Origin of the sequence: Streptomyces sp. 2131.1, assembly GCF_900105515.1 — a bacterium.
Lineage (GTDB): Bacteria > Actinomycetota > Actinomycetes > Streptomycetales > Streptomycetaceae > Streptomyces > Streptomyces drozdowiczii.
In genome coordinates this window covers 1443442-1462740 of sequence record NZ_FNSY01000001.1, presented here as the reverse complement: position 1 = coordinate 1462740, position 19299 = coordinate 1443442, and the positions used below count along the sequence as shown (strand labels likewise).

The following is a 19299-nucleotide window of genomic DNA, read 5'->3' as shown; positions in this document are numbered from 1 at the left end:
ATCAGCGCAAAAGCCCGGCCGCCCACGGGTGGGCGGCCGGGCGGGTGATCGCGTCAGCCGCGAGCGGCCTTGTGCGTGTCGTCCTTGCAGTCCTTGCCCTTGCACGGCTCACCGCGGTCGTTGGCCAGCTCCACGGTGACGCCCTCCTCGCTGTTCTCCTCCGTCACCTCGAACGGACCCGAGACGGGGTTCGCCGGCAGGACGTAGCCCTCCGGTACGGCGATCTCGCGGAGGTAGTACTCACCGAGCGGCAGGTCGTCGAACGTGCAGTGCCCGTCCTCGTCGGTCGAGCAGCCCGCGTCGGCCAGGGTGTCCGGGTTGCCCCCGGTCGTCTGGAGCCCCGGCACGTCGTTGCTCTCGCGCCACAGCTCGAAGACGGCTCCGGGCAGCGGCTGACCGTTCTTCGCGTCCGTCTTGTCCAGGGTCAGCGAACCGGTCACGGGAGGCACGGGCTCCTTGGTGTTGACGGCCTCGATCTGCACGCCGTCCTCGGCGTTGTCCTCGGTGAGCGTCAACGGCCCGAAAACGTTGGGGTCGGGCAGCTCGTAGCCGTCCGGGGCCCCGGTCTCGCGCCAGTAGTACGTACCCGGGGTGGTGGTGTCGGAGCAGATGCCGTTCGCCGGGGTGGTGCAGTCCGAGACGTGGGTGTCGGGGTTGATGCCGATCGTCTGGAGCCCCGGCGTGTTGTTGGTCTCGCGCCACAGTTCGAAGTCGGCCCCGGCGAGCGGGTCACCGGTCTCGGCGTCGGTCTTGTGGACGCGGACCTCACCGGTCACGGGCGGCACGGCCGTCCGGTTGTTGACGGCCTCGGCCTGGACGCCGTCCTCGGCGTTGTCCTCGGTGAGGGTCAGCGGCCCGAAGACGTCGGGGTCGGGGAGGTCGTAGCCGTCCGGGGCTTCGATCTCGCGCCAGTAGTAGGTGCCGGGGATCGTCGTCGCGGTGCAGACGCCGTTCGCGGGGGTCGTGCAGTCGGAGACGTGGGTGTCCGGGTCGGTGCCGTCGGTCTGGAGGCCGTCGACGCCGTTGGTCTCGCGCCACAACTCGAAGTCGGCCCCGGCCAGCGGATCACCGGTGTCGGAGTCGGTCTTGCGTACGCGGACCTCACCGGTCACCGGCGGCACGGGTGTCTGGCTGTTGACGGCCTCGACCTGGACGCCCTGGTCCGCGTTGTCCTCGGTCAGGACCAGCGGGCCGAAAACGTTGGGGTCGGGGAGGTTGTAGCCGTCGGGGGCTTCGGTCTCGCGCCAGTAGTACGTGCCCACGGTCGTGGTGTCGCTGCAGACGCCGTTCGCCGGGGTCGTGCAATCGGAGACGTGGGTGTCCGGCTCGGCACCGTCGGTCTGGAGGCCGGGCGTGTCGTTGGTCTCGCGCCATAGCTCGAAGTCCGCCCCGGCGAGCGGGTCACCGGTCTCCGCATCGGTCTTCAGCACGCTCACCGCGCCGGTCACCGTCTGCGGACCGTTGCAGTCCGGCAGGTCGCCGTCGAACGGGTACGCGTGCAACTCCACCCCGGCGTTGTCGCTGGTGTGGGTGAGCGAGCCGGTGGTGAAGAACCTGCCGTTCATACCGGGCAGGCTCACCGTGGTCATGGACGCCTGCTCGCCCACCAGGACGCTGCTCTGGAACTGCCCGGACCCGATGAAGGACGCCGTGGTGGCGTCGGGCAGGTTCCACAGCAGCCGCTCGCGGTACTGGCCCAGCGTGGCGCTCCCGCTGGTGGTGTTGATGACCCGGTTCTCGCCGACCACGTTGACCAGGATCGTCGCGTCGTCGGGGATGCCCGTGAACTGGATGTCCTGGCTTCCGTTGGGCGAGTTCGGGTTGACCAGGTCGAAGTCGACATTGAAGACCTGGAGGCTCGACGCCCCGTCGCCGGTGAACAGCGTCCGGTAGCCCTCGTTGACCGCGGTCCCGGTGGGCGTCCGGGTCGTGCCGTCCGGCCGCGCGTAGCACTGGCTGGCAGCCGTCAGCTCGTCGCGCAGGCCCACGTACGGGGCCGTCGCGTCGTCGTCCTGGATCGTCCTCCCGGTGACGGTCCCGGTCTGCGTGCCCGCGTACCGCACGGTGCCCAGCTCGTCGACGAGGCCGCCCGTCGTGTCCAGGGTCTGGCCGGGCGCGATGGTCACGTTGCCGCCGGCGGCCAGGAAGTCCGAGTCGACGGGCGGCGCGACGCGCGACCCGACCCCGACGATCCCGAGGTTGTACAGCCCGCCCGCTTCCGTGTTCTTGTTCTGGTCGAAGTCGTCGAGCACGACGACCCGGCCCTCGGCCTCCGCCGCACGCCCCCGGACCAGGAAGTCGTCGCCCACGAAGATGTTGATGCCGTCGTCCCGGCCGGCGATCGGTCCGTTGTTGGCGTCGGGGAACGGGTCGGGGCAGTCGCCGGGCACGCACGGCCCGAGCCCGCCGGGCAGGGGCGCGGCGGCGGCCGGCGCCGCGCCGAGGCCGAGGGTGAAGGCGGGGACGACGGTCGCCAGGACGGCGCACGCGGCGCCGGTGGTGCGGGCGCGTGAGCGCAACGCGGCGAAACGTTTGGGCGTGGGTGTCATGGCGGCATCGTGGGCAGCCCGGCGGCCGCGCCCGCGCGCGCGACACGAGACGTTGCGCTGTCCAGCGGGAAGGGGTCACCCGGACGGAGGGGCGGGACCCGCCGGGTCCCGCCCCTCCGTCCGCGGGTCAGGCGGGCAGCGTCCACTGCTGGTTGGCACTGGCATAGCAGGTCCAGATTTGGAGCCGGGTGCCGTTGGCCGAGCTGGGCCCGGTCGCGTCGAGGCACTTGCCGGACGCGGGGTTGAACAGTTCGCCGCTGCTCCGGTGCTGCCAGACCTGCGCCCCGGAGCCGTTGCAGTCGTAGAGCTGCGCCTTGGTGCCGTTCGCGGTCCCCGCGGCGGTGATGTCCAGGCACTTGCCGAGCGCCTTCAGGGTGCCGTCGGAGCCGGTCGTCCAGCGCTGGGCTTCGGTGCCGTTGCAGTCGTAGAGCTGCACGGCCGCTCCGTTGGCGGAGCTCGCGCCCGGCACGTCGACGCACTTGCCGCCGTAGCCGGTGATGCGGCCGGTGGCGCCGTCGGGCGGGGTGACCGGGCCGCCGTCCTGCCCGGCGGCCCAGGCGATCTCCTGGAGCAGGAGTTGGTTCTGCCGGGCGCTCGCGAACGTGGAGGACAGGGCGGTGTTCGTCGCGTAGTCCATCGCGTTGTGGCCGAAGTTGTTGTAGACCATCCGGTAGTCGCGGTTGCTCCACACGATCGGGTAATCCCCGCTGTACCAGGTCTGGTTGGGGTCGGTCCCGATGGGGAACGTCGAGGGGTCCATCGAGGCGAGGACGTCGATCGCGGGGTTCTTCCGCAGGTCGTTCTGCCAGCTGTACCACTCGCTGACCGACGAGGTGATGGTGGCGGGGAGCCCCGCCGTCGCCGGATGCCCGGGGTCGTCGACGCGCAGCGTCTCCTGCGTGGGGCCCCACGTGTTGGACCGGAAGGTACCGGTGCCGAGGAAGGTGTTGTGGTACCAGGGCCAGTCGCTGGTGTCCGTGTTGAACGCGGAGACGTGGAAGCCGACGAACCCGCCGCCGTTCTGCACGTACGACTGGAACGCGGAGCGCTGGGAGGCGGTGTGCGGGTAGTCGTCGAGGAACATCACGACCTGGTAGCCCGCCAGTTCGGTGCTGTTGAGCCGGCTCCAGTCGGTGGTGGCGGTGTACGTGAAGCCGTGGGCGGCGCCCTGCTGGGCGAACCAGGTGTTGGCCTCGCGGTCGAAGCTGATGTGCGCCGCGTCGTAGGTGCCGTCGTAGAAGGCCAGCACCCGGAACGTACCGGCGGCGGGGGCGGCGTGCGCCGGGGCCGCCTGCAGGCCGAGGACGAGCGTGGCGAGGGCGAGGAGCCGGAGCAGGAGGGCGGTGCCGTGTCTGACGCGCATGGGGGACTCCCGTGGTGGGCGGAGGAGCGCAGCGGCCGAGCAGAACCGGAGTCTGCGCGTGTCCACGACAGCCCGTCAAGGTTTCTGTCAGGAAACCTTCCTGGCAGAAAATCGCGCACAACTCGAACGCTGCATGTCAGCGCGGGTGACCTGCGATTTCAGAAGGCGTACAAGAGTCCTGGGGTTTCACGGGATCGCGGGCCGAGTGCCTACAGAAGGTGAAATGCCGGCCCGTGCAGGGGGTTGACGGGCGGTCGGCGCCGCCTCTAGCTTCACGGCTTGAAATAAGGCGTCGGCCGAGTTCCTGTCATGCACCTGCCCCACACCCCCCACCACGGGAAGGCTCCCCATGCCTCGTTCACCCCATCGCCGCAGACGGCGGACCGCCCCCCTGGCCATGGCCCTGTCCGCTTCCCTGGCCGCCGCCGGTGCCCTGGTCGCCCTCGGCTCGGGAACCGCCGGCGCCGCGACGCCCGGCGCGCTGACCAACACCGGCACCGGCAAGTGCCTCGACGTCACCGACGGTTCGACCGCCGACGGCACGCCCGCCCAGATGTGGACGTGCTACCCCGGCAGTCAGAACCAGAGCTGGACGCTGAACGGCGACGGCTCGCTGACCGCGAAGGGCAAGTGCCTGGACCTGGCCGCGAACGGCACGGCCAACGGGACCGCCGTCCACCTGTGGACCTGCTACGGGAGCGTCGCCAGCCAGAAGTGGCGGCTGACCTCCGCAGGGGACCTGGTCAACACCGCCGCGAACAAGTGCCTGGACATCAAGGACAACAGCAGCGCGGACGGCGCCCGCCTTCAGATCTGGGACTGCGCCGGCACGGGCAACCAGAAGTGGAGCTTCTCCGGCGCCGTGGACCCGACCGACCCCACGGACCCGCCCACGGGCGACAACCCGGACCTCGGACCGAACACGGTGATCTTCGACCCGTCGATGTCCGCCTCGTCCATCCAGTCGAAGCTGAACAGCATCTTCAGCCAGCAGCAGTCCAACCAGTTCGGCTCCCAGCGCTACGCGGTGCTGTTCAAGCCGGGCACGTACAGCGCGGACGTCAACGTCGGCTTCTACACCCAGGTCGCCGGCCTCGGCCTGTCCCCGGACGCGGTGAACATCAACGGCGCGGTCCACGCCGAGGCCGACTGGTTCCAGGGCAACGCCACCCAGAACTTCTGGCGCGACGCCGAGAACCTCTCCGTCACGCCGAACGGCGGCAGCGACCGCTGGGCCGTGTCCCAGGCGGCCCCCTACCGGCGCATGCACGTGCGCGGGAACCTCAAGCTGGACGACGGCGGCTGGTCCAGCGGCGGCTTCATCTCCGACTCGAAGATCGACGGCCAGATCCAGTCGGGCAGCCAGCAGCAGTTCCTGACCAAGAACACGCGGATGGGATCCTGGTCCGGCTCCAACTGGAACATGGTCTTCGTCGGCGACCAGGGTGCCCCCGCCCAGTCCTTCCCGACCTACACCACCGTCGCCTCCGCCCCGGTCAACCGCGAGAAGCCCTTCCTGTACGTCGACGACGCGGGCGCCTGGAAGGTGTTCGTACCCGCCGCCCAGACCAACGCCTCGGCCACTACCTGGAGCGGCAAGACCCAGGCGGGTTCGTCGCTGCCGCTGGACGACTTCTACATCGCCAAGCCCGGCGCGAGCGCGGCCGACATGAACGCCGCCCTGGCCGCCGGCAAGAACCTGCTGATCACCCCGGGCGTCTACCACCTCAACCAGACGCTCAACGTCACCCGCCCCGACACGGTCGTCCTCGGCATGGGCCTCGCCACGCTCATCCCGGACAACGGCATCACCGCGCTCACCACGGCCGACGTGGACGGCATCAAGATCGCGGGTGTCCTGGTCGACGCCGGTACGACCAACTCCCAGACCCTGATGCGGATCGGCCCCGACGGCTCCTCCGCCAACCACGCCGCCAACCCGGTCACGCTCAACGACGTGTTCTTCCGCATCGGCGGCGCGACCGTCGGCAAGGCGACCCAGTCGCTGGTCGTCAACACCAGCAACACGATCATCGACCACACCTGGATCTGGCGCGCCGACCACGGCAACGGCGGCACGGTCGGCTGGAACACCAACACCGCCGACACCGGGCTGGTCGTCAACGGTCAGAACGTCACCGCGTACGGGCTGTTCGTCGAGCACTACCAGAAGACGCAGGTCATCTGGAACGGCAACGGCGGCCGCACGTACTTCTTCCAGAACGAGCTGCCGTACGACCCGCCCAACCAGAGCGCCTGGAAGAACGGGAACACCAACGGCTACCCCGCGTACAAGGTCGGCGCGTCCGTGACCAGCCACGAGGCGTGGGGTCTGGGCAGCTACGCCTACTTCAACGTCAACCCCTCGGTGGTCGAGGACCACTCCTTCGAGGTGCCCCAGACCTCCGGCGTGAAGTTCCACGACATGGTCACCGTCGTCCTCGGCGGCGCCGGAACGATCAGCCACATCATCAACGGCACCGGGGCGGCCGTCACGCCCAGCAGCAACGTCGCGTACCTCACCACCTACCCGTAGACCGGAGGGACCCCCCATGCCCAGATCCCGCAGCAGATGGCTCACCGCCCTGCTCGGCGTGCTGCCCCTGGCCGCCGCCGGCCTGGTCGCCACGGCCACCCCGGCCTCCGCAGCCGCCAACCCCGGCCCCGGCTTCCCCGCCCACTACGCGGCCCCGTACGCGGAGATGTGGAACAGCCCGTCCAGCCTGATGAACGCGCACAACGCGACCGGAAACAAGTACTACACACTGGCGTTCATCATCAGCCAGGGCACCTGCAACGCCACGATCAACGGTGACACCCCGGTCACCGACTCCGGCTGGAACAACGCCATCAACAGCCTGCGCGCGGCCGGCGGCGACGTCATCGCCTCCTTCGGTGGCGCGAGCGGCAACGAACTGGCCTCCTGCGGTTCGGTGTCCGCGATGCAGGCCCAGTACAAGAAGGTCATCGACCAGCTCAACCTGACCCGCATCGACCTGGACATCGAAGGCAGCACGCTCGACAACACCGCCGCCAACGACCGCCGCAACCAGGCGCTGGCCAACCTCCAGAAGGACTACGCGGCCCAGGGCCGCAAGCTCGACGTCGACTTCACCCTCCCGGTCAGCCCCAGCGGCCTGGAGTCCAACGGCATCGCGCTCCTCAAGAACGCCAAGAGCCACAACCTGAACGTCAACCTGGTCAACATCATGACCATGGACTACGGCCCCGCCATGGACATGGGCCAGGCCGCGATCAGCGCCGCGAAGGGCCTGCACACCCAGCTCGGCCAGATCTGGACCGAGAAGTCCTCCGCCCAGCTCTGGGCGATGGAGGGCAACTGCCCGATGATCGGCGTCAACGACACCGCCGCCGAGGTCTTCACCACCCAGGACGCCCAGGAACTGGAGGCGTTCGCCGCGAGCAACGGCATCCAGGAACTGACCTTCTGGTCCCTCGGCCGCGACAACCAGGGCGAAAGCGGCACCCCGCAGAGCACCTGGCAGTTCACCAACACGTTCAAGGCGATCACGGGCGGCGGCGGCCCCGTCGACCCACCGGCCGGCACGACCGCCATCAAGGGCTACGGCGGCAAGTGCGTCGACGTGGCCGGTGCCAGCAGCGCCAACGGCACCAAGGTCGACCTCTACACCTGCAACGGCACATCCGCCCAGCAGTGGACCCGCACCGGCAACACCTTCCGCGCGATGGGCAAGTGCCTTGACGTCGCGGCCGCCGGCACGGCCAACGGCACGAAGGTCCAGCTCTACGACTGCAACGGCTCCGGCGCCCAGTCCTGGACGACCGGCGCCAACGGCAGCCTGGTCAACGCCGGTTCGGGCAAGTGCCTGGACGTCACGGACTGGAGCACCACGGACGGCAACCAGCTCCAGATCTGGACCTGCGGCGGCACGGCGAACCAGTCGTGGACGCTGGTCTAGCGGCCGGCGCGTGACCGGGCCCGGCTCCCTGTACGGGGGGAGCCGGGCCCGCGTCAGTGAATGGCCAGCCGGTGGGTGAGGTCGCGGATCTCGCCGTACGTCTCGGCCACCCTGTCGGCCAGGCCGAGCCGATGGAATTCCAGCAGCAACGCGGTGGCGTGCCTCGCCTCGTAGACGAGCCCGCGCCACCGGGCGCCCTCGGTCCGGCCCACCCGCCCGTACGTCTCCCAGAAGGCATCGCGCTCGCCTCCCGGCTTGCGCAGCGCCAGATAGACCGGCCAGTCCGCCTCCGGGTCGCCCCACCAGAGCCTGTCGCAGTCGAAGACACCCGTGATCAACGGCTCCGGGGCCCCTTCGGCCAGCATGGTGTTCCCCACCCAGAGGTCCCCGTGCAGCAGCCGCGGCTCGGTGACCTCGTCGAGCACGGCGCGCTCACGCTCGGCCAGCCGGACCAGCCTCGTGACGTCACCGGCATCGAGCCCGGCGTCGGCGAGGTCCGCGCACGCGTACTCGAACCAGGTGAACAGCGCCTCGCTCCAGGACTCGTGCACGGGTCCGGCGACCCGGCCGAACCCCGGTCCGCGCACGCCGTGCACGGTGCACGTGATGTCACCCAGTTGCCGGAAGTACGCGCCTCGCGCGGGCTCCGGGTACGTACGGAGCGCCTCCCCGGCGGGCACACCGGCCAGGAACGTCTGGAACATGTAGTCCCGGCCGACCACCTGATGGGTGAAGTCGGTCGCGAGGGTGTGCGGCAGCAGCCCCGCCACAGGCGCCAGATACGGCACCCCGGCGTGCTCGTTGCGCATCATCTCCGGGTCGGCCCTGGCCTGACGGCCCGGCTCCGGCGCGACGCGCAGCACGACGGGTCGGTCATCACCGGCCAGGTCGATCCTGTACGTGTTGTTGTAGTACCCACCCGCGAGTTCGGCCGCCGACAGCACGACCGCGCCCTCGCCGAAGGCCGCCCGCACGACGGCCTCGATCTCGGCCGCGCTCAGGGGCTGCTGGAACTCTCCGGGATCCCGGTCGATCGGTGCGTAGTCCATGACCGGTCGACCTTATCCGCCTTATCCGCCGGAGCGGCGGGGTCCGGCTCCGGCACGTACAGGGGGAGGCTGTACTAGTCGGCCGTGGCGAGGCCATGGAGCCAGGGTGGCTCCCCGAACAGCCTCCAGCTCTACGTAAGTTGTCCCACCCCGGATCCGCGCAGGCGAGAGCCCCGCCGGTCCGTTACGGTCCGACGGGGCTCTGGTGCGTACAAGCGCTGCGTGTACTACTCCGCCGTGGCGAGCCCGACGAGCCCGGTCCAGGCGTCGCGCGACACGTGGAGGACGGGCCCGGCCGCGACTTTGGAGTCACGGACGTGCACGGCGCCCGTACCGGCCGCGACCTCGATGCACTGGCCGCCCTCAGTGCCGCTGTAGCTGCTCTTGAACCAGACGAGAGGTTCGTTGTTGTTCATAGTTCTCCCAGCAACTTCTCGATGAACGCCAGTGACTCTCGCGGACTGAGAGCCTGTGACCGGATGATCCCATAGCGGGCGGCGGCGAGAACCGTCTGTTCGGGCTCGGTTGCCAGGGTGCTGGTGTGCAGCGCCTCGACATACAGGTACTTCTTGCCATCCTTGCGCGTGATGACGGTGAACGGGCCGTTCACGCCTGCGTTGTCCTCGCAATCGGTCGGCATCACCTGGAGCTCGACGTTGCGTCGCCCGCCGAGGAGCAGCAGGTGCTCCAACTGCCCCTTTAGCACTTCTCGCCCGCCGTACCGATGCCGCAGGACGGCCTCGTCCATCACGAAGCTCAGCAGGGGAGTGGGGCGGCGCTCGAAGATGTCTTGCCGCGCCACCCGGGCAGCCACGCGTTGCTCGACAGTCTCCTGGTCGAGAGACGGCCGCCGCATGGCGAGCAGCGCCCGCGTGTACTCCTCGGTCTGCAGCAAGCCGTTGACCACATGAGTGTCGTAGACCAACAGCTCAATCGCTTGCTTCTCCAACTGCGCCATGCCTTGGAAGAACGGCGGGTACTGAGCCTTTTCCATCGGCTCCTTCCACACCACCAGCAGGTTGTCCGCGCCAAGCTCCTTGTCCGCCTGGTCGATTGCCCTCGGCGGTGGAATCCTGCGGCCTTGCTCGAAGGAGGCGATGGTCGACGCCGAGTATCCCAGCCGCCGGCCGAGGTCCTCGCGCTGCAAGCCCGCCCGTACGCGTAACGTCTTCAGCGTCTGCCCGAAGGCGACGACCACGTCCTGCCCCGCCTTGTCCGCCGCGCGGGCACCGTCGGCCGCCTCGGGCTCCACCTGTTCCGCTGTCATCGCACCCTGCCTCGCTCGATCGCGCCGTGCCTCACGTACCGGTGCCGACAGCGCGCGTACAAGGAGATCGCGTCGGTGTGTCACCGCTGGTCACGCTACGCCACCGGAGGGAGCCTCGTGGTCATGACGAGCAACATCGACAGCCCCCGCCGCACCACGCAACCCACGTACCACTCACCCCACTTGGGCACCCCCGGTTTCGACATGCGGTTCACCTCGACTCCCCGGGGCGCCAGGCTCGCCCGCCGCCTGTCCGCCGTACGGCTGGACGCCTGGGGCTTCCCGTACGGGACCGAGACGCACGAGGCGGTCGTGCTGATCACGGCCGAGCTGACGGCGAACGCGGTGCGCCACGGCCACGTACAGGGCCGGGACTTCCACCTGCTGCTGCGCCTCGTGGAGCGGCCCGGTCCGACCGCACGGATCGAGGTCACCGACACCCGAGGCGAATGCGTCCCGCCCCGCCCCGGCAAGCTCCCGGCCGCCGGGCTCGCGGACGACGGCCGAGGCCTGCTGCTGGTCGAGGGCCTGTCCACCCGCTGGGGCTGGTACCCGAGGACGCAGGCGCCGGGGAAGACGGTGTGGGCGGAATACGACATGACTGTCGGCGGCGCGGACTAGCGTGAGGGCATGGGAGCGAGGACGGCAGAGTCGGCGTACGCGAACGGCGAGGCGGCCCCGGTAAGGGCTCTGGACCGGGCGCCCACGCGATGACCAGCTTCGTGACCCACCGAGCGCGCGTGCACGATGCCGGTCTCCCCGTCCACCGCCGGCACAGCGCGCTGCGGACCTGCCTCACCCTCTTCGCTCCGTACGGCTTCCGGGCGACGTACCACCACCTGACGCTCAGCGCCGCGATCCCCCGGCGGTTGGGGTGCGGCCCGGCCCCCGAGGTCAGGCCGCTGAGGCCCCGCGCCAGAGGCGCGCACCGGCCGCGAACACGATCGGGTCCATCGCGGACAGCTCCGCCCGCACTCGGGCCTCGAACTCGGTACGGGCATCGGCCGGGAGGGCGTCGAAGTAGGCGCGGGAGCCGTGCGAGAGCCCCCAGTCCCAGAACGTGTCGGCATCCGGGACGGGCAGGCGCTGCTCGATGGCGGTCCCGCCGATGCCGGTGAATCCCGCGGCCGAAAGCAGCCGCTCCGCGTCCAGGGGACGGCTGAGCCGCCCCTGACCTTCGGGAATCAGGGGCTGGAACTCCCGGAAGAGGGCCCCGTAGAACTCCCACTCCGGCGCGTCCTCGACGTCCCCGGGGACGGAGAAGGAGAACACCCCGCCAGGGGCAAGGACGCGCCGGACCTCCCGGGCCGCCGCAGCCGGATCATCGAGCAGGTGGACGACGAACCCCGCACAGACCAGGTCGAAGCAGCCGTCGGGAAAGTCCAGTTGGTGTACGTCCATCACCCGCGCCTCGTGCACCCGCGGGTATCGGTCCGCCAGCCGCTCGACCATCCCGGCAGCGCAGTCCACCGCCGTCACCCGACAGCCGTGGGCAAGCGCGGCACCGGTCAGGGCACCGCGCCCGGCCCCCAGGTCGAGCACCCGGGTCCCGGGCCCGGGAGCGACCCACGCCATGTGCTGTCGGGCGAACCCGGCGAAGAACGGCAGCACCTCGTCGTACACCGAGGCCAGTTGGTCGAGGAGGATGGTGGCTCGCGTCGCGGTCATGGCCGGCCATCCTGGCAGAGGGGTCATACGGCCCGCCCGCCGTTTTCGGCTGACGGACGCCGCGCCTTGCGGCTGACGCAACGGCAGCTTCTACGGTCGTGGGACAGGGCCGGAAACGCCGGCTCGGTACGGCGAAAGCGCGGGGTGAAGGCGATGGAGTGGCCGACCGCTGAGGTGGCGCGGATGTCGGGGGTGACCGCCCGGACGCTGCGGCATTACGACGAGATCGGTCTGCTGCCACCCGCCCGGACGGGGGCGGGCGGGCTGCGGTACTACGGCGAGCGCCAGCTCCTGGTGCTTCAGCAGATCCTGGTCCTGCGAGAGCTGGGTCTCGGGCTGGGGGACATCGGCCGCGTCCTGGCCGAGCAGGTCGACGCGGAGGAGGCCCTGCGCGGCCACCACCGGCGGCTCCTGGCCGAACGGGACCGGCTCGACACGCTGGCCACCACCGTCTCGCGCACGATCGCCGAACTGGAACAGTCCAGAAAGGACGACGCACCCATGACCATCAACCGACCGGAGAACCTTTTCGAGGGCGTACAGCCGGACCAGTACCAGGAGAGCCTGCGCGACTTCCCCGCCCACGCCGAGCGGGTCGCCGAGCACGTCGACGGAAGGAGCCCCGAGGACATCGAGGCCGGCCAGCGCGACCGTACGGCCAGGATGATCCGCCTCGCCGAACTCCGGGCCGACGGCCACGCCGCCGACTCCGCGCCGGTCAAGGCCGAGATCGACGCCCACTACCGGCTGCTCTCCGCCCTGCGCCCGGTCACCGCCGAGGAGCACCTGGCCATGGGCCGCTCGGTCGTGGACAACCCCGACTGGCGGGCTGCCTACGAGGCCATCGCGCCCGGCCTCGCCGCGTTCCAGCGCGATGCCATCGAGGCGTACACGGCGGACCGGCTCGGCTGAACGGACGTCTGTGCGAGGATCACCGGCGTGACGAGCGACTTCGAACTGTCCCTGGACGAGCTGAGAACCGTGGCCCGTTACGCCACCGAGGCCGCGCGGGACGTCCTGCCGGTGTTCGAGGTCGCGCGCCCCGCCGACGCACGACCCCGGGCAGGGGTCTCGACGGGTGACTGGGGCGGCCCCGGCAGGTCCTCCCGGCCCGGCAGGTCCGTTGCCCGTCCGGGAGACGAGCCGATACGCCTCTGGGCACGCGCCCACGGCCATCTCGTCAATGACCGTGGGCGCATTCCCGCCGCGATCCGCGCGGCCTACGAGGCATCACAGGGGTGAGCGTGCGCACCCCGACCGGTCAGCAGCTGACGCTGCCCCGCCGCAACGCGTGCCCGCCGTCATTGGCGTCGTCCGACCAGTACACCGGCTTCGACCCCGCCACGCACTCGTCGGCGCCGGCGAGCGCGAAGCCCTCGTTGTTGTAGTCCGGCATGCCGGACGGGCGGTTGTACACGGCGGCTGTGGCGAACGTGCCCGTCGCGTCGACCTTCAGCGTGCGGTGCCGGCCGTCGCAGGTGTCGTCGCAGACCGCCCAGAGGCGGGACGCCTGGGGCTCCCACTGGAGCTCCATCACGCCGGACATGCCGCTGCTGAAGGAGGCGACCCGGGTGTACGAACCGGAGTCGGCCAGGACGTAGCCGTAGACCATGCCGGTGCTCTCGACGCCGACGAAGAAGACCCCGCCGCTGTGGGCGCCGTAGCGGGACGGGTCGTACGCGGCGCCCGTCGACGCGTCCCTGAAGCCGGCGCCGGTCAGCGACGCGTCCGGGACCCAGGTGATCGCTTCGAGGCCCAGGTTGGAGCCCGTCGACGGGAGGTCCGAGGTGAGGTTCCACTCCCTGGCGGCGGTCAGCGAGGAGCCCGAGCCGCTGGCGTCGTACTTCAGCACCGACAGGCGGCTCGTGCCCGAGGCGTCCCCGTTGCGCTCGCTCGCGACGAAGATCCCGCCGCCGGTCGCCGTGACGCCCTCGCTGTCCGGGCTGCCGGAGCCGCCGGGGAAGCGGAGGGTCTTGCCGGAGGACCAGCCGTTCGCGGTGTCCGGCTTCCAGCCGCCGGAGCCGTCCCGGACCAGGCGCCACAGCTTGCCGCTGTTCTGCGCCGCCCACAGCACGCTGCCGTCCTGGTAGAGGCCGCTCAGGTCCTCGCCGAAGACGTTGGAGCCGTCCGCCGTGGCGACCGCGCTGCCTCCGGGCCATGCCACGGGCGTCGTGGTGTCCCCGCCGCCCCCGCCGCCGCAGGCGTTCGCCGCGCCCAGTGTCGCCGAGGCCGCCTGCTCGAACGCGCCCGTCCCGTCGGGGCAGCGCGACCAGGACGGACCGGAGTGCTTGCTCCAGGAGAAGCCGTCCACCTGCGTCTTGCCGTCCGCCAGATACAGCCGCGCCTCGTCCGCCGAGCCGAGCCCGAACGCCCCGCTCACGTCGAACGCCCGGAAGCCGCCCGGTGCCAGAGTCGTGCCGGAGGCGATCTTGTACGAGTGGTCGTTGTCGTCGTCCTTCAGGATCCAGCCCGACACGTCGACCGACGAGCCGCCCTTGTTGTACAGCTCCACCGAGTCGTTGACGCCGCCGGTGGTCACCACCTCGTTGATACGTACGTCGTCGACCGGGGCCGCCTGCGCCGCAGGCACCCCGGTCAGCGCACCGGCCGCCAGCAGCGGCGCGGCGACGAGGAAACGGGCGAGAGCGCGGGGCCGCCGTGGGCGGAAGGTCGATGCGGTCACGGAATCCATCCTGAGGTCGTCGTGGGGCGGGCGGCCCGACGCTCTCGGCCCCGCCCGAACGGGATGCCTACCCCCGGGAGGACGGCTCGCGAACGCCGGGCGAATTCTGCGCCGACCCCCACATGCGTGAATGCGCTTCCAAACCGGCGCCCCGCATGTGGGAACATCTCCGGAACCACAGGGGAAGAGAGGTGACGCGGCGCGATGAGTACTCCTACGGTGTACGACGTTGCCGAGCGGGCGGGGGTCTCCATCGCCACGGTGTCGCGGGTGTACCGCAACCCGGATTCGGTGCGCGGGGAGACCCGCGAACGCGTACTGGCCAGCGCACGCGAACTCGGGTACGTGCCCAGCGGCAGCGCACGCGGACTCGCCAGCCGCAGCACCGGCGTACTGGGCCTGTGCTACCCGGACTTCCACGACGCGGAGGCCGACAGCGCGACCGCGTCCGACCCCGGCGAGGTGACCCTCTACTCCGACGAGGTCATACGGGGCATGGAGCGGGCCGCCCGGCGACACGGATACGCCCTGCTCATCGCCTCCTCGCACGCCGACGAGGCGGGCGTCCGGCTCACCGAGGTCGCGGGGCGGGTCGACGGGCTCGCCGTACTCGCCCAGGCCGTGCCGGACGAGGCCCTGGAGATGGTGGCCCGGAGGGTGCCCGTCGTGGTGCTCGCGGGGGAGCCGTACGACGGGCTGGACCATGTGAAGGTGGCCAACTTCGACGGCCAGCTGCAGATCACCCGGCACCTGCTCAGTGCCCACCGGCTGCGCCGGCTCGCCTTCGTCGGCGGGCCCGCGGACTCCCCGGACGGCGAGGCCCGGTTCCTCGGCTACCAGGCCGCGCACCTCGAAGCCGGCCTCCCGCTCCCCGCCGAGCCCGACCTGCGGGGCGACCTCACCCAGGCCGCCGGACGCCAGGCGGTGGAGACCCTTTTCGGGGCGTCCGCGAAGGGGTCCCGGCCCCAGGGGCTCGTGTTCGCCAACGACCAGATGGCGGTGGGCGGGCTGCACGCCCTCCAGGAGCGCGGCGTCGACGTGCCCGGGGACATCGCCGTGACCGGGTTCGACGGCATCCCGCTCAGCCGCCTGGTCCGGCCGACGCTCACGACGGTCCTCCAGCCCATGGGGCGGCTCGGCGTGGAGGCGGTCGAACTGCTGGTGGCGCGGCTCGCCGAGCGCGACAGAGCGCCCGAGGCGAGACTCCTGCCCGTCGCGGCGGTGCTGCGCGAGAGCTGCGGCTGCCCGGCGGGCACGGGGGCATAGAGCCCGTACGCGGGCACGGGGGCGTAGAGCCCGTACGGACGGCGGGCGCGCCGGTCGCACGCGCACCCCGACCGCAGGGCCGCAGAGCCCCGGGGGCGCGCCCGAAGGGCCCGGTCCCGGACCCGGACGCCCCGGCCCGGGACCCGGGCGCCCCGGTCCGGAGCGCCGCCTGCCCGCCACCGCCCGGGCGTCCCGCGCCCATCCCGTACACCCCAGGGTCAACCCCGGCACCGCTCGCGTTACCCAAGCGTTATCCCACGCCCCTTGAGCGATCCAGACCCGTGTCGCAGAGTTCTGTATGCGCTTTCAGATAGCGCATACACAGCTCAAGGAGGAGCTCCATGGCACGCCCCGCCAAGACCGTCGCAGGCATCTCCGTCGCGGTGGCCGTCGCCCTGTCCCTCACCGCCTGCGGTGGCGGCAGCGGCGCGCAGCAGTCCGCCGACGCCAAGCAGACCCTGACCGTCTGGGGCATGGGCGAGGAGGCCAAGCGGCTGGCCGAGGTCGCCAAGGACTTCGAGAAGGACAACCCGAACGTCACCGTCAAGGTGACCCCGATCGGCTGGGACGTCGTCGGCCAGAAGATGACCGCCGCCGCGGCCGCCGGGAAGCTCCCCGACATGGCGCAGATGGGCTCCACGATGATGGGGCAGTACATCGCGCTCGACGTGCTGGAGCCGGTGAACACCAAGACCTTCAAGAAGTCGGACTTCTTCCCCGCCACCTGGAACAGCAACGTGGTGGACGGCACCGCCTACGGCGTCCCGTGGTACGCCGACGTACGCGGCCTCTACTACCGCACCGACCTCGCGAAGAAGGCGGGCGTCGACAAGGCCCCGGTCACCTGGGCGGACCACCACGCGCTGGCGGAGGCGTACAGGAAGAACGGCGCCCAGTGGGGCACCGCCCTCCAGCCCGGCAACACCGGCGCCTGGCAGAGCTGGCTCCAGTTCCTGTACTCCGAGGGCGGCAGCCTCACCGACGCCGACGGCAAGGCCGCGCTCGACTCCCCGGAGGCCGTGAAGGCGTTCGAGACGTGGGGCGGCTACTTCAAGGACGGGCTGGCCAAGAAGAACTTCGTGCCCGGCGCGGACGTGGCCAAGACCTTCGCCAAGGGCGAGGAGCCGACGTTCATGTCCGGCCCCTGGATGGTCCAGAACCTCAACGAGCAGCAGCCGCAGCTCAAGGGCAAGTGGAAGACCGCCCCGCTGCCCGCAGGCCCCAAGGGGTCCGTCTCCTGGGTCGGCGGCTCCTCGCTGGTGACCTTCAGGGACAGCGAGCACAAGGCCGCCGCCGAGAAGTTCACCCAGTACCTGACCACTCCCGAGACGCAGGCCGCCTGGTACGGCGCGACCAAGTCCCTCCCCGCCGCCAAGGCCGCCTACGACCTGCCGGAGATCAAGGACAGCGCCGAGGCCGACAGCCTGAAGGTGTTCCGCGCCGCCCTGGACACCGGCAAGGAGATCCCGGCGCTGGAGAAGTGGAACGAGATCGCCGCGGCCATCGAGGGCACCCTGGAGAAGATCGCGCAGGGCGGTGACCCCGCCGCCGAGGCCAAGAAGCTCCAGGCGACCACCGAGGGGCTGATCTCCCGGTGAAGACCGCCGCCACCCGGGCCGGGGCAGGCCCGGACCGCGCCCCGGCCCAGGCCGGCGGCCCTCCCGGACAGCAGGCCCCGACGGGCCCGGAGCTCCGCCCCGACCGGCTCTCCCGGCAGAACCTCGCCGGCTGGCTGTACTCGACGCCGTTCCTGGCCCTCTTCCTGACCTTCATGGCGTTCCCGATCATCGCGACGCTCCTCATGAGCTTCACCGACTTCGGCCTGCGCAACGTCACCCACCCGCTCGACGCGAACTTCGTCGGCCTGGACAACTACACCGCGCTCTTCGACGACCCGAAGTTCATGAAGGCGCTCTTCAACACCTGTTACTTCGTGGTGCTGGGCGTCCCGCTGACCATCGGCAGCGGCCTGGTCGCCGCCGTGCTCCTCAACTCCGGCATCGACCGCTTCCGGACCTTCTTCCGGGTCGGCTTCTACGTGCCCGTGGTCACCGCCATCGTCGCGGTCGCCGTCATCTGGCGGTTCGTGCTCGACCCGTCGGAGGGCCTGATCGCCGGGCTCGGTTCCCAGCTCGGCTTCTCCACGCCGGACTTCCTCGCCTCCAAGGCGCTCGCGATGCCGTCGCTGATCGTCATGGCGGTCTGGCGCAACATGGGCACCGCGATGGTCCTCTTCCTCGCCGGTCTCCAGGCCATCCCGGTCGAGGTCCGCGAGGCGGCGAAGCTGGACGGGGCGGGCGCCTTCCAGGAGTTCCGCCGGATCACGGTCCCCCTGCTGCGGCCGACCATGCTGTACGTCGCGGTGATGACCACCATCGGCTTCCTCAACGTCTTCGAGGAGCCCTTCGTGATGACCGACGGCGGCCCCGGCGACAGCACGCTCACGGTGTCGCTGCACATGTACAAGGAAGGGTTCAGCTTCTTCCACATGGGCTCCGCGAGCGCCATGGCCTACGTCCTGTTCACGATCGTCCTGGCCGTCACGCTGCTCCAGTTCCGCCTGCTGAAGGACAAGACCCGATGAGCGCAACCGAGCCCCGCACCACGCGCCCGCCGAAGCCGGGACGCACGGCCACCTCGCGCAGGCCGGGGACCACGGCACTCACGTACACGCTGCTCACCGTGGGTCTGGTCGTGATGTCCGCGCCCTTCCTGTGGATGGCGGTCTCCGCCTTCAAGACGCCGAAGGACCTGGGCGCGAGCCCGCCGGTCTGGATCCCCACCGAGTGGACCCTCGCGAACTTCCGCGAACTGCTCGACCTGATGGACATCGCGCGCAACTTCATGAACTCGGCGGTCGTCGCCGTCGTCGTGACCGGCTGCAACCTGGTGTTCTGCTCGATGCTCGGATACGCCCTGGCCAAGCTGAACTTCGCGGGCAAGAAGGCCGTGCTCGGCGTCGTCCTGGGCGCCCTGATGGTGCCGGGCAACCTGATGCTGCTGCCCCAGTTCGTGATGATGAGCAAGATGGGACTGCTCGACAGCTACGCGGGGCTCATCCTGCCCTTCGCGGCCGGCGCGTTCGGCGTCTTCCTCATGCGGCAGTTCATGATGGCCATCCCCGACGAACTCCTCGAAGCGGCCCGCATCGACGGCGCCGGCGAGTGGTACATCTTCTGGCGGATCGTGCTGCCCCTGGTCAAGCCCGCCCTCGCCACCCTGTCGATCTTCGTTTTCCTCGGCTCCTGGAACAACTTCCTGTGGCCGCTCGTCGCGACGAACGACCCCGACAAGTACACCCTGCCGGTGGCCCTCGCCACCTTCGCCACCGACCCGACCAAGGCCGCCGGCTCCAACGGCGTACTGATGGCCGGCGCCTTCCTCGTGGTGCTCCCGGTCGTCGCCGTCTTCCTCGTCCTCCAGCGCCACTTCACGCAGGGCATCGCGACCTCCGGCCTGAAGTGAACGGGCGCCCCGGACCGCTCCTCGGCGCCCCGCCCACCCCCGAAAGGC

General features: G+C 70.5%; 16 protein-coding genes. 9 read left to right on the top strand and 7 right to left on the bottom strand.

The annotated features are described in order from the left end of the window. Positions 1-53 precede the first annotated feature (53 nt). Both BLW14_RS06485 and BLW14_RS06480 read right to left on the bottom strand, forming a co-directional pair. Positions 54-2549 (bottom strand): SpaA isopeptide-forming pilin-related protein, encoded by a 2496-nt coding sequence (locus tag BLW14_RS06485; RefSeq protein ID WP_093705235.1) that lies wholly within the window; start codon positions 2547-2549, stop codon positions 54-56. Between the two features lie 127 nt (positions 2550-2676). Next, the gene (locus BLW14_RS06480; RefSeq protein WP_093705233.1) at positions 2677-3912 is read right to left on the bottom strand and encodes a ThuA domain-containing protein; all 1236 of its coding nucleotides are present in this window, start codon (positions 3910-3912) and stop codon (positions 2677-2679) included. A gap of 397 nt (positions 3913-4309) precedes the next feature. Between BLW14_RS06480 and BLW14_RS06475 the strand changes: the two genes are divergently transcribed. After that, complete coding sequence (locus BLW14_RS06475; protein ID WP_093705231.1) at positions 4310-6448, top strand: ricin-type beta-trefoil lectin domain protein; 2139 nt, start codon at positions 4310-4312, stop codon at positions 6446-6448. Positions 6449-6464: 16 nt separating this feature from the next. Then, the gene (locus tag BLW14_RS06470; protein ID WP_093705229.1) at positions 6465-7853 is read left to right on the top strand and encodes a chitinase; all 1389 of its coding nucleotides are present in this window, start codon (positions 6465-6467) and stop codon (positions 7851-7853) included. A gap of 53 nt (positions 7854-7906) precedes the next feature. On the opposite strand, the gene BLW14_RS06465 is transcribed toward BLW14_RS06470, so the two are convergent. The 3 genes from BLW14_RS06465 to BLW14_RS06455 form a co-directional block, all read right to left on the bottom strand. Beyond that, on the bottom strand, positions 7907-8902 hold the full coding sequence (locus BLW14_RS06465; protein ID WP_093705227.1) for a phosphotransferase family protein: 996 nt from the start codon (positions 8900-8902) through the stop codon (positions 7907-7909). A gap of 227 nt (positions 8903-9129) precedes the next feature. Further along, positions 9130-9318, bottom strand: coding sequence for a DUF397 domain-containing protein (locus BLW14_RS06460; protein ID WP_093705225.1), 189 nt, complete (start codon positions 9316-9318; stop codon positions 9130-9132). Then, positions 9315-10169, bottom strand: coding sequence for a helix-turn-helix domain-containing protein (locus BLW14_RS06455; protein ID WP_093705223.1), 855 nt, complete (start codon positions 10167-10169; stop codon positions 9315-9317). The genes BLW14_RS06460 and BLW14_RS06455 overlap by 4 nt, the downstream gene beginning before the upstream one ends. 123 nt (positions 10170-10292) lie before the next feature. On the opposite strand from BLW14_RS06455, the gene BLW14_RS06450 reads away from it, so the two are divergent. After that, entirely contained in the window at positions 10293-10790 is a 498-nt protein-coding gene (locus tag BLW14_RS06450) for an ATP-binding protein (RefSeq protein ID WP_177153907.1), read from the top strand. Positions 10791-11063: 273 nt separating this feature from the next. Here the strand turns inward: BLW14_RS06450 and BLW14_RS06445 are convergent, their stop codons facing one another. Next, positions 11064-11837 carry a class I SAM-dependent methyltransferase gene (locus BLW14_RS06445; RefSeq protein WP_093705219.1) on the bottom strand — a complete coding sequence of 258 codons (774 nt, stop codon included), beginning with the start codon at positions 11835-11837 and terminating at the stop codon, positions 11064-11066. 153 nt (positions 11838-11990) lie between these two features. Here BLW14_RS06445 and BLW14_RS06440 point away from each other — a divergent pair, with 153 nt between their 5' ends. Together BLW14_RS06440 and BLW14_RS06435 are read left to right on the top strand one after the other, a co-directional pair. Next, the gene (locus BLW14_RS06440) at positions 11991-12749 is read left to right on the top strand and encodes a MerR family transcriptional regulator (RefSeq protein WP_093710658.1); all 759 of its coding nucleotides are present in this window, start codon (positions 11991-11993) and stop codon (positions 12747-12749) included. A 27-nt stretch (positions 12750-12776) separates the two neighbouring features. Further along, positions 12777-13079, top strand: a complete 303-nt coding sequence (locus BLW14_RS06435; protein ID WP_093705217.1) for an Lsr2 family DNA-binding protein — start codon at positions 12777-12779, stop codon at positions 13077-13079. Between the two features lie 19 nt (positions 13080-13098). Here the strand turns inward: BLW14_RS06435 and BLW14_RS06430 are convergent, their stop codons facing one another. After that, complete coding sequence (locus BLW14_RS06430; RefSeq protein WP_093705215.1) at positions 13099-14520, bottom strand: lamin tail domain-containing protein; 1422 nt, start codon at positions 14518-14520, stop codon at positions 13099-13101. A gap of 204 nt (positions 14521-14724) precedes the next feature. Between BLW14_RS06430 and BLW14_RS06425 the strand changes: the two genes are divergently transcribed. The 4 genes from BLW14_RS06425 to BLW14_RS06410 all read left to right on the top strand — a co-directional run bounded on the left by BLW14_RS06425 (position 14725) and on the right by BLW14_RS06410 (position 19251). After that, positions 14725-15786, top strand: coding sequence for a LacI family DNA-binding transcriptional regulator (locus tag BLW14_RS06425; RefSeq protein ID WP_256332701.1), 1062 nt, complete (start codon positions 14725-14727; stop codon positions 15784-15786). 341 nt (positions 15787-16127) lie between these two features. Next, positions 16128-17384 carry a sugar ABC transporter substrate-binding protein gene (locus tag BLW14_RS06420; protein ID WP_093705211.1) on the top strand — a complete coding sequence of 419 codons (1257 nt, stop codon included), beginning with the start codon at positions 16128-16130 and terminating at the stop codon, positions 17382-17384. Next, positions 17381-18370 (top strand): carbohydrate ABC transporter permease, encoded by a 990-nt coding sequence (locus BLW14_RS06415; RefSeq protein WP_093705209.1) that lies wholly within the window; start codon positions 17381-17383, stop codon positions 18368-18370. The genes BLW14_RS06420 and BLW14_RS06415 overlap by 4 nt, the downstream gene beginning before the upstream one ends. After that, the gene (locus BLW14_RS06410) at positions 18367-19251 is read left to right on the top strand and encodes a carbohydrate ABC transporter permease (protein ID WP_093705207.1); all 885 of its coding nucleotides are present in this window, start codon (positions 18367-18369) and stop codon (positions 19249-19251) included. Before BLW14_RS06415 ends, BLW14_RS06410 begins: the two co-directional genes overlap by 4 nt. Positions 19252-19299: the final 48 nt, after the last annotated feature.

Bases quoted from the DNA above. Each gene is read 5' to 3' on its own strand.
- BLW14_RS06485 (WP_093705235.1), bottom strand. From the start codon at position 2,549: ATGACACCCACGCCCAAACGTTTCGCCGCGTTGCGCTCACGCGCCCGC.
- BLW14_RS06480 (WP_093705233.1), bottom strand. From the start codon at position 3,912: ATGCGCGTCAGACACGGCACCGCCCTCCTGCTCCGGCTCCTCGCCCTC.
- BLW14_RS06475 (WP_093705231.1), top strand. From the start codon at position 4,310: ATGGCCCTGTCCGCTTCCCTGGCCGCCGCCGGTGCCCTGGTCGCCCTC.
- BLW14_RS06470 (WP_093705229.1), top strand. From the start codon at position 6,465: ATGCCCAGATCCCGCAGCAGATGGCTCACCGCCCTGCTCGGCGTGCTG.
- BLW14_RS06465 (WP_093705227.1), bottom strand. From the start codon at position 8,902: ATGGACTACGCACCGATCGACCGGGATCCCGGAGAGTTCCAGCAGCCC.
- BLW14_RS06460 (WP_093705225.1), bottom strand. From the start codon at position 9,318: ATGAACAACAACGAACCTCTCGTCTGGTTCAAGAGCAGCTACAGCGGC.
- BLW14_RS06455 (WP_093705223.1), bottom strand. From the start codon at position 10,169: ATGACAGCGGAACAGGTGGAGCCCGAGGCGGCCGACGGTGCCCGCGCG.
- BLW14_RS06450 (WP_177153907.1), top strand. From the start codon at position 10,293: ATGACGAGCAACATCGACAGCCCCCGCCGCACCACGCAACCCACGTAC.
- BLW14_RS06445 (WP_093705219.1), bottom strand. From the start codon at position 11,837: ATGACCGCGACGCGAGCCACCATCCTCCTCGACCAACTGGCCTCGGTG.
- BLW14_RS06440 (WP_093710658.1), top strand. From the start codon at position 11,991: ATGGAGTGGCCGACCGCTGAGGTGGCGCGGATGTCGGGGGTGACCGCC.
- BLW14_RS06425 (WP_256332701.1), top strand. From the start codon at position 14,725: ATGAGTACTCCTACGGTGTACGACGTTGCCGAGCGGGCGGGGGTCTCC.
- BLW14_RS06420 (WP_093705211.1), top strand. From the start codon at position 16,128: ATGGCACGCCCCGCCAAGACCGTCGCAGGCATCTCCGTCGCGGTGGCC.
- BLW14_RS06410 (WP_093705207.1), top strand. From the start codon at position 18,367: ATGAGCGCAACCGAGCCCCGCACCACGCGCCCGCCGAAGCCGGGACGC.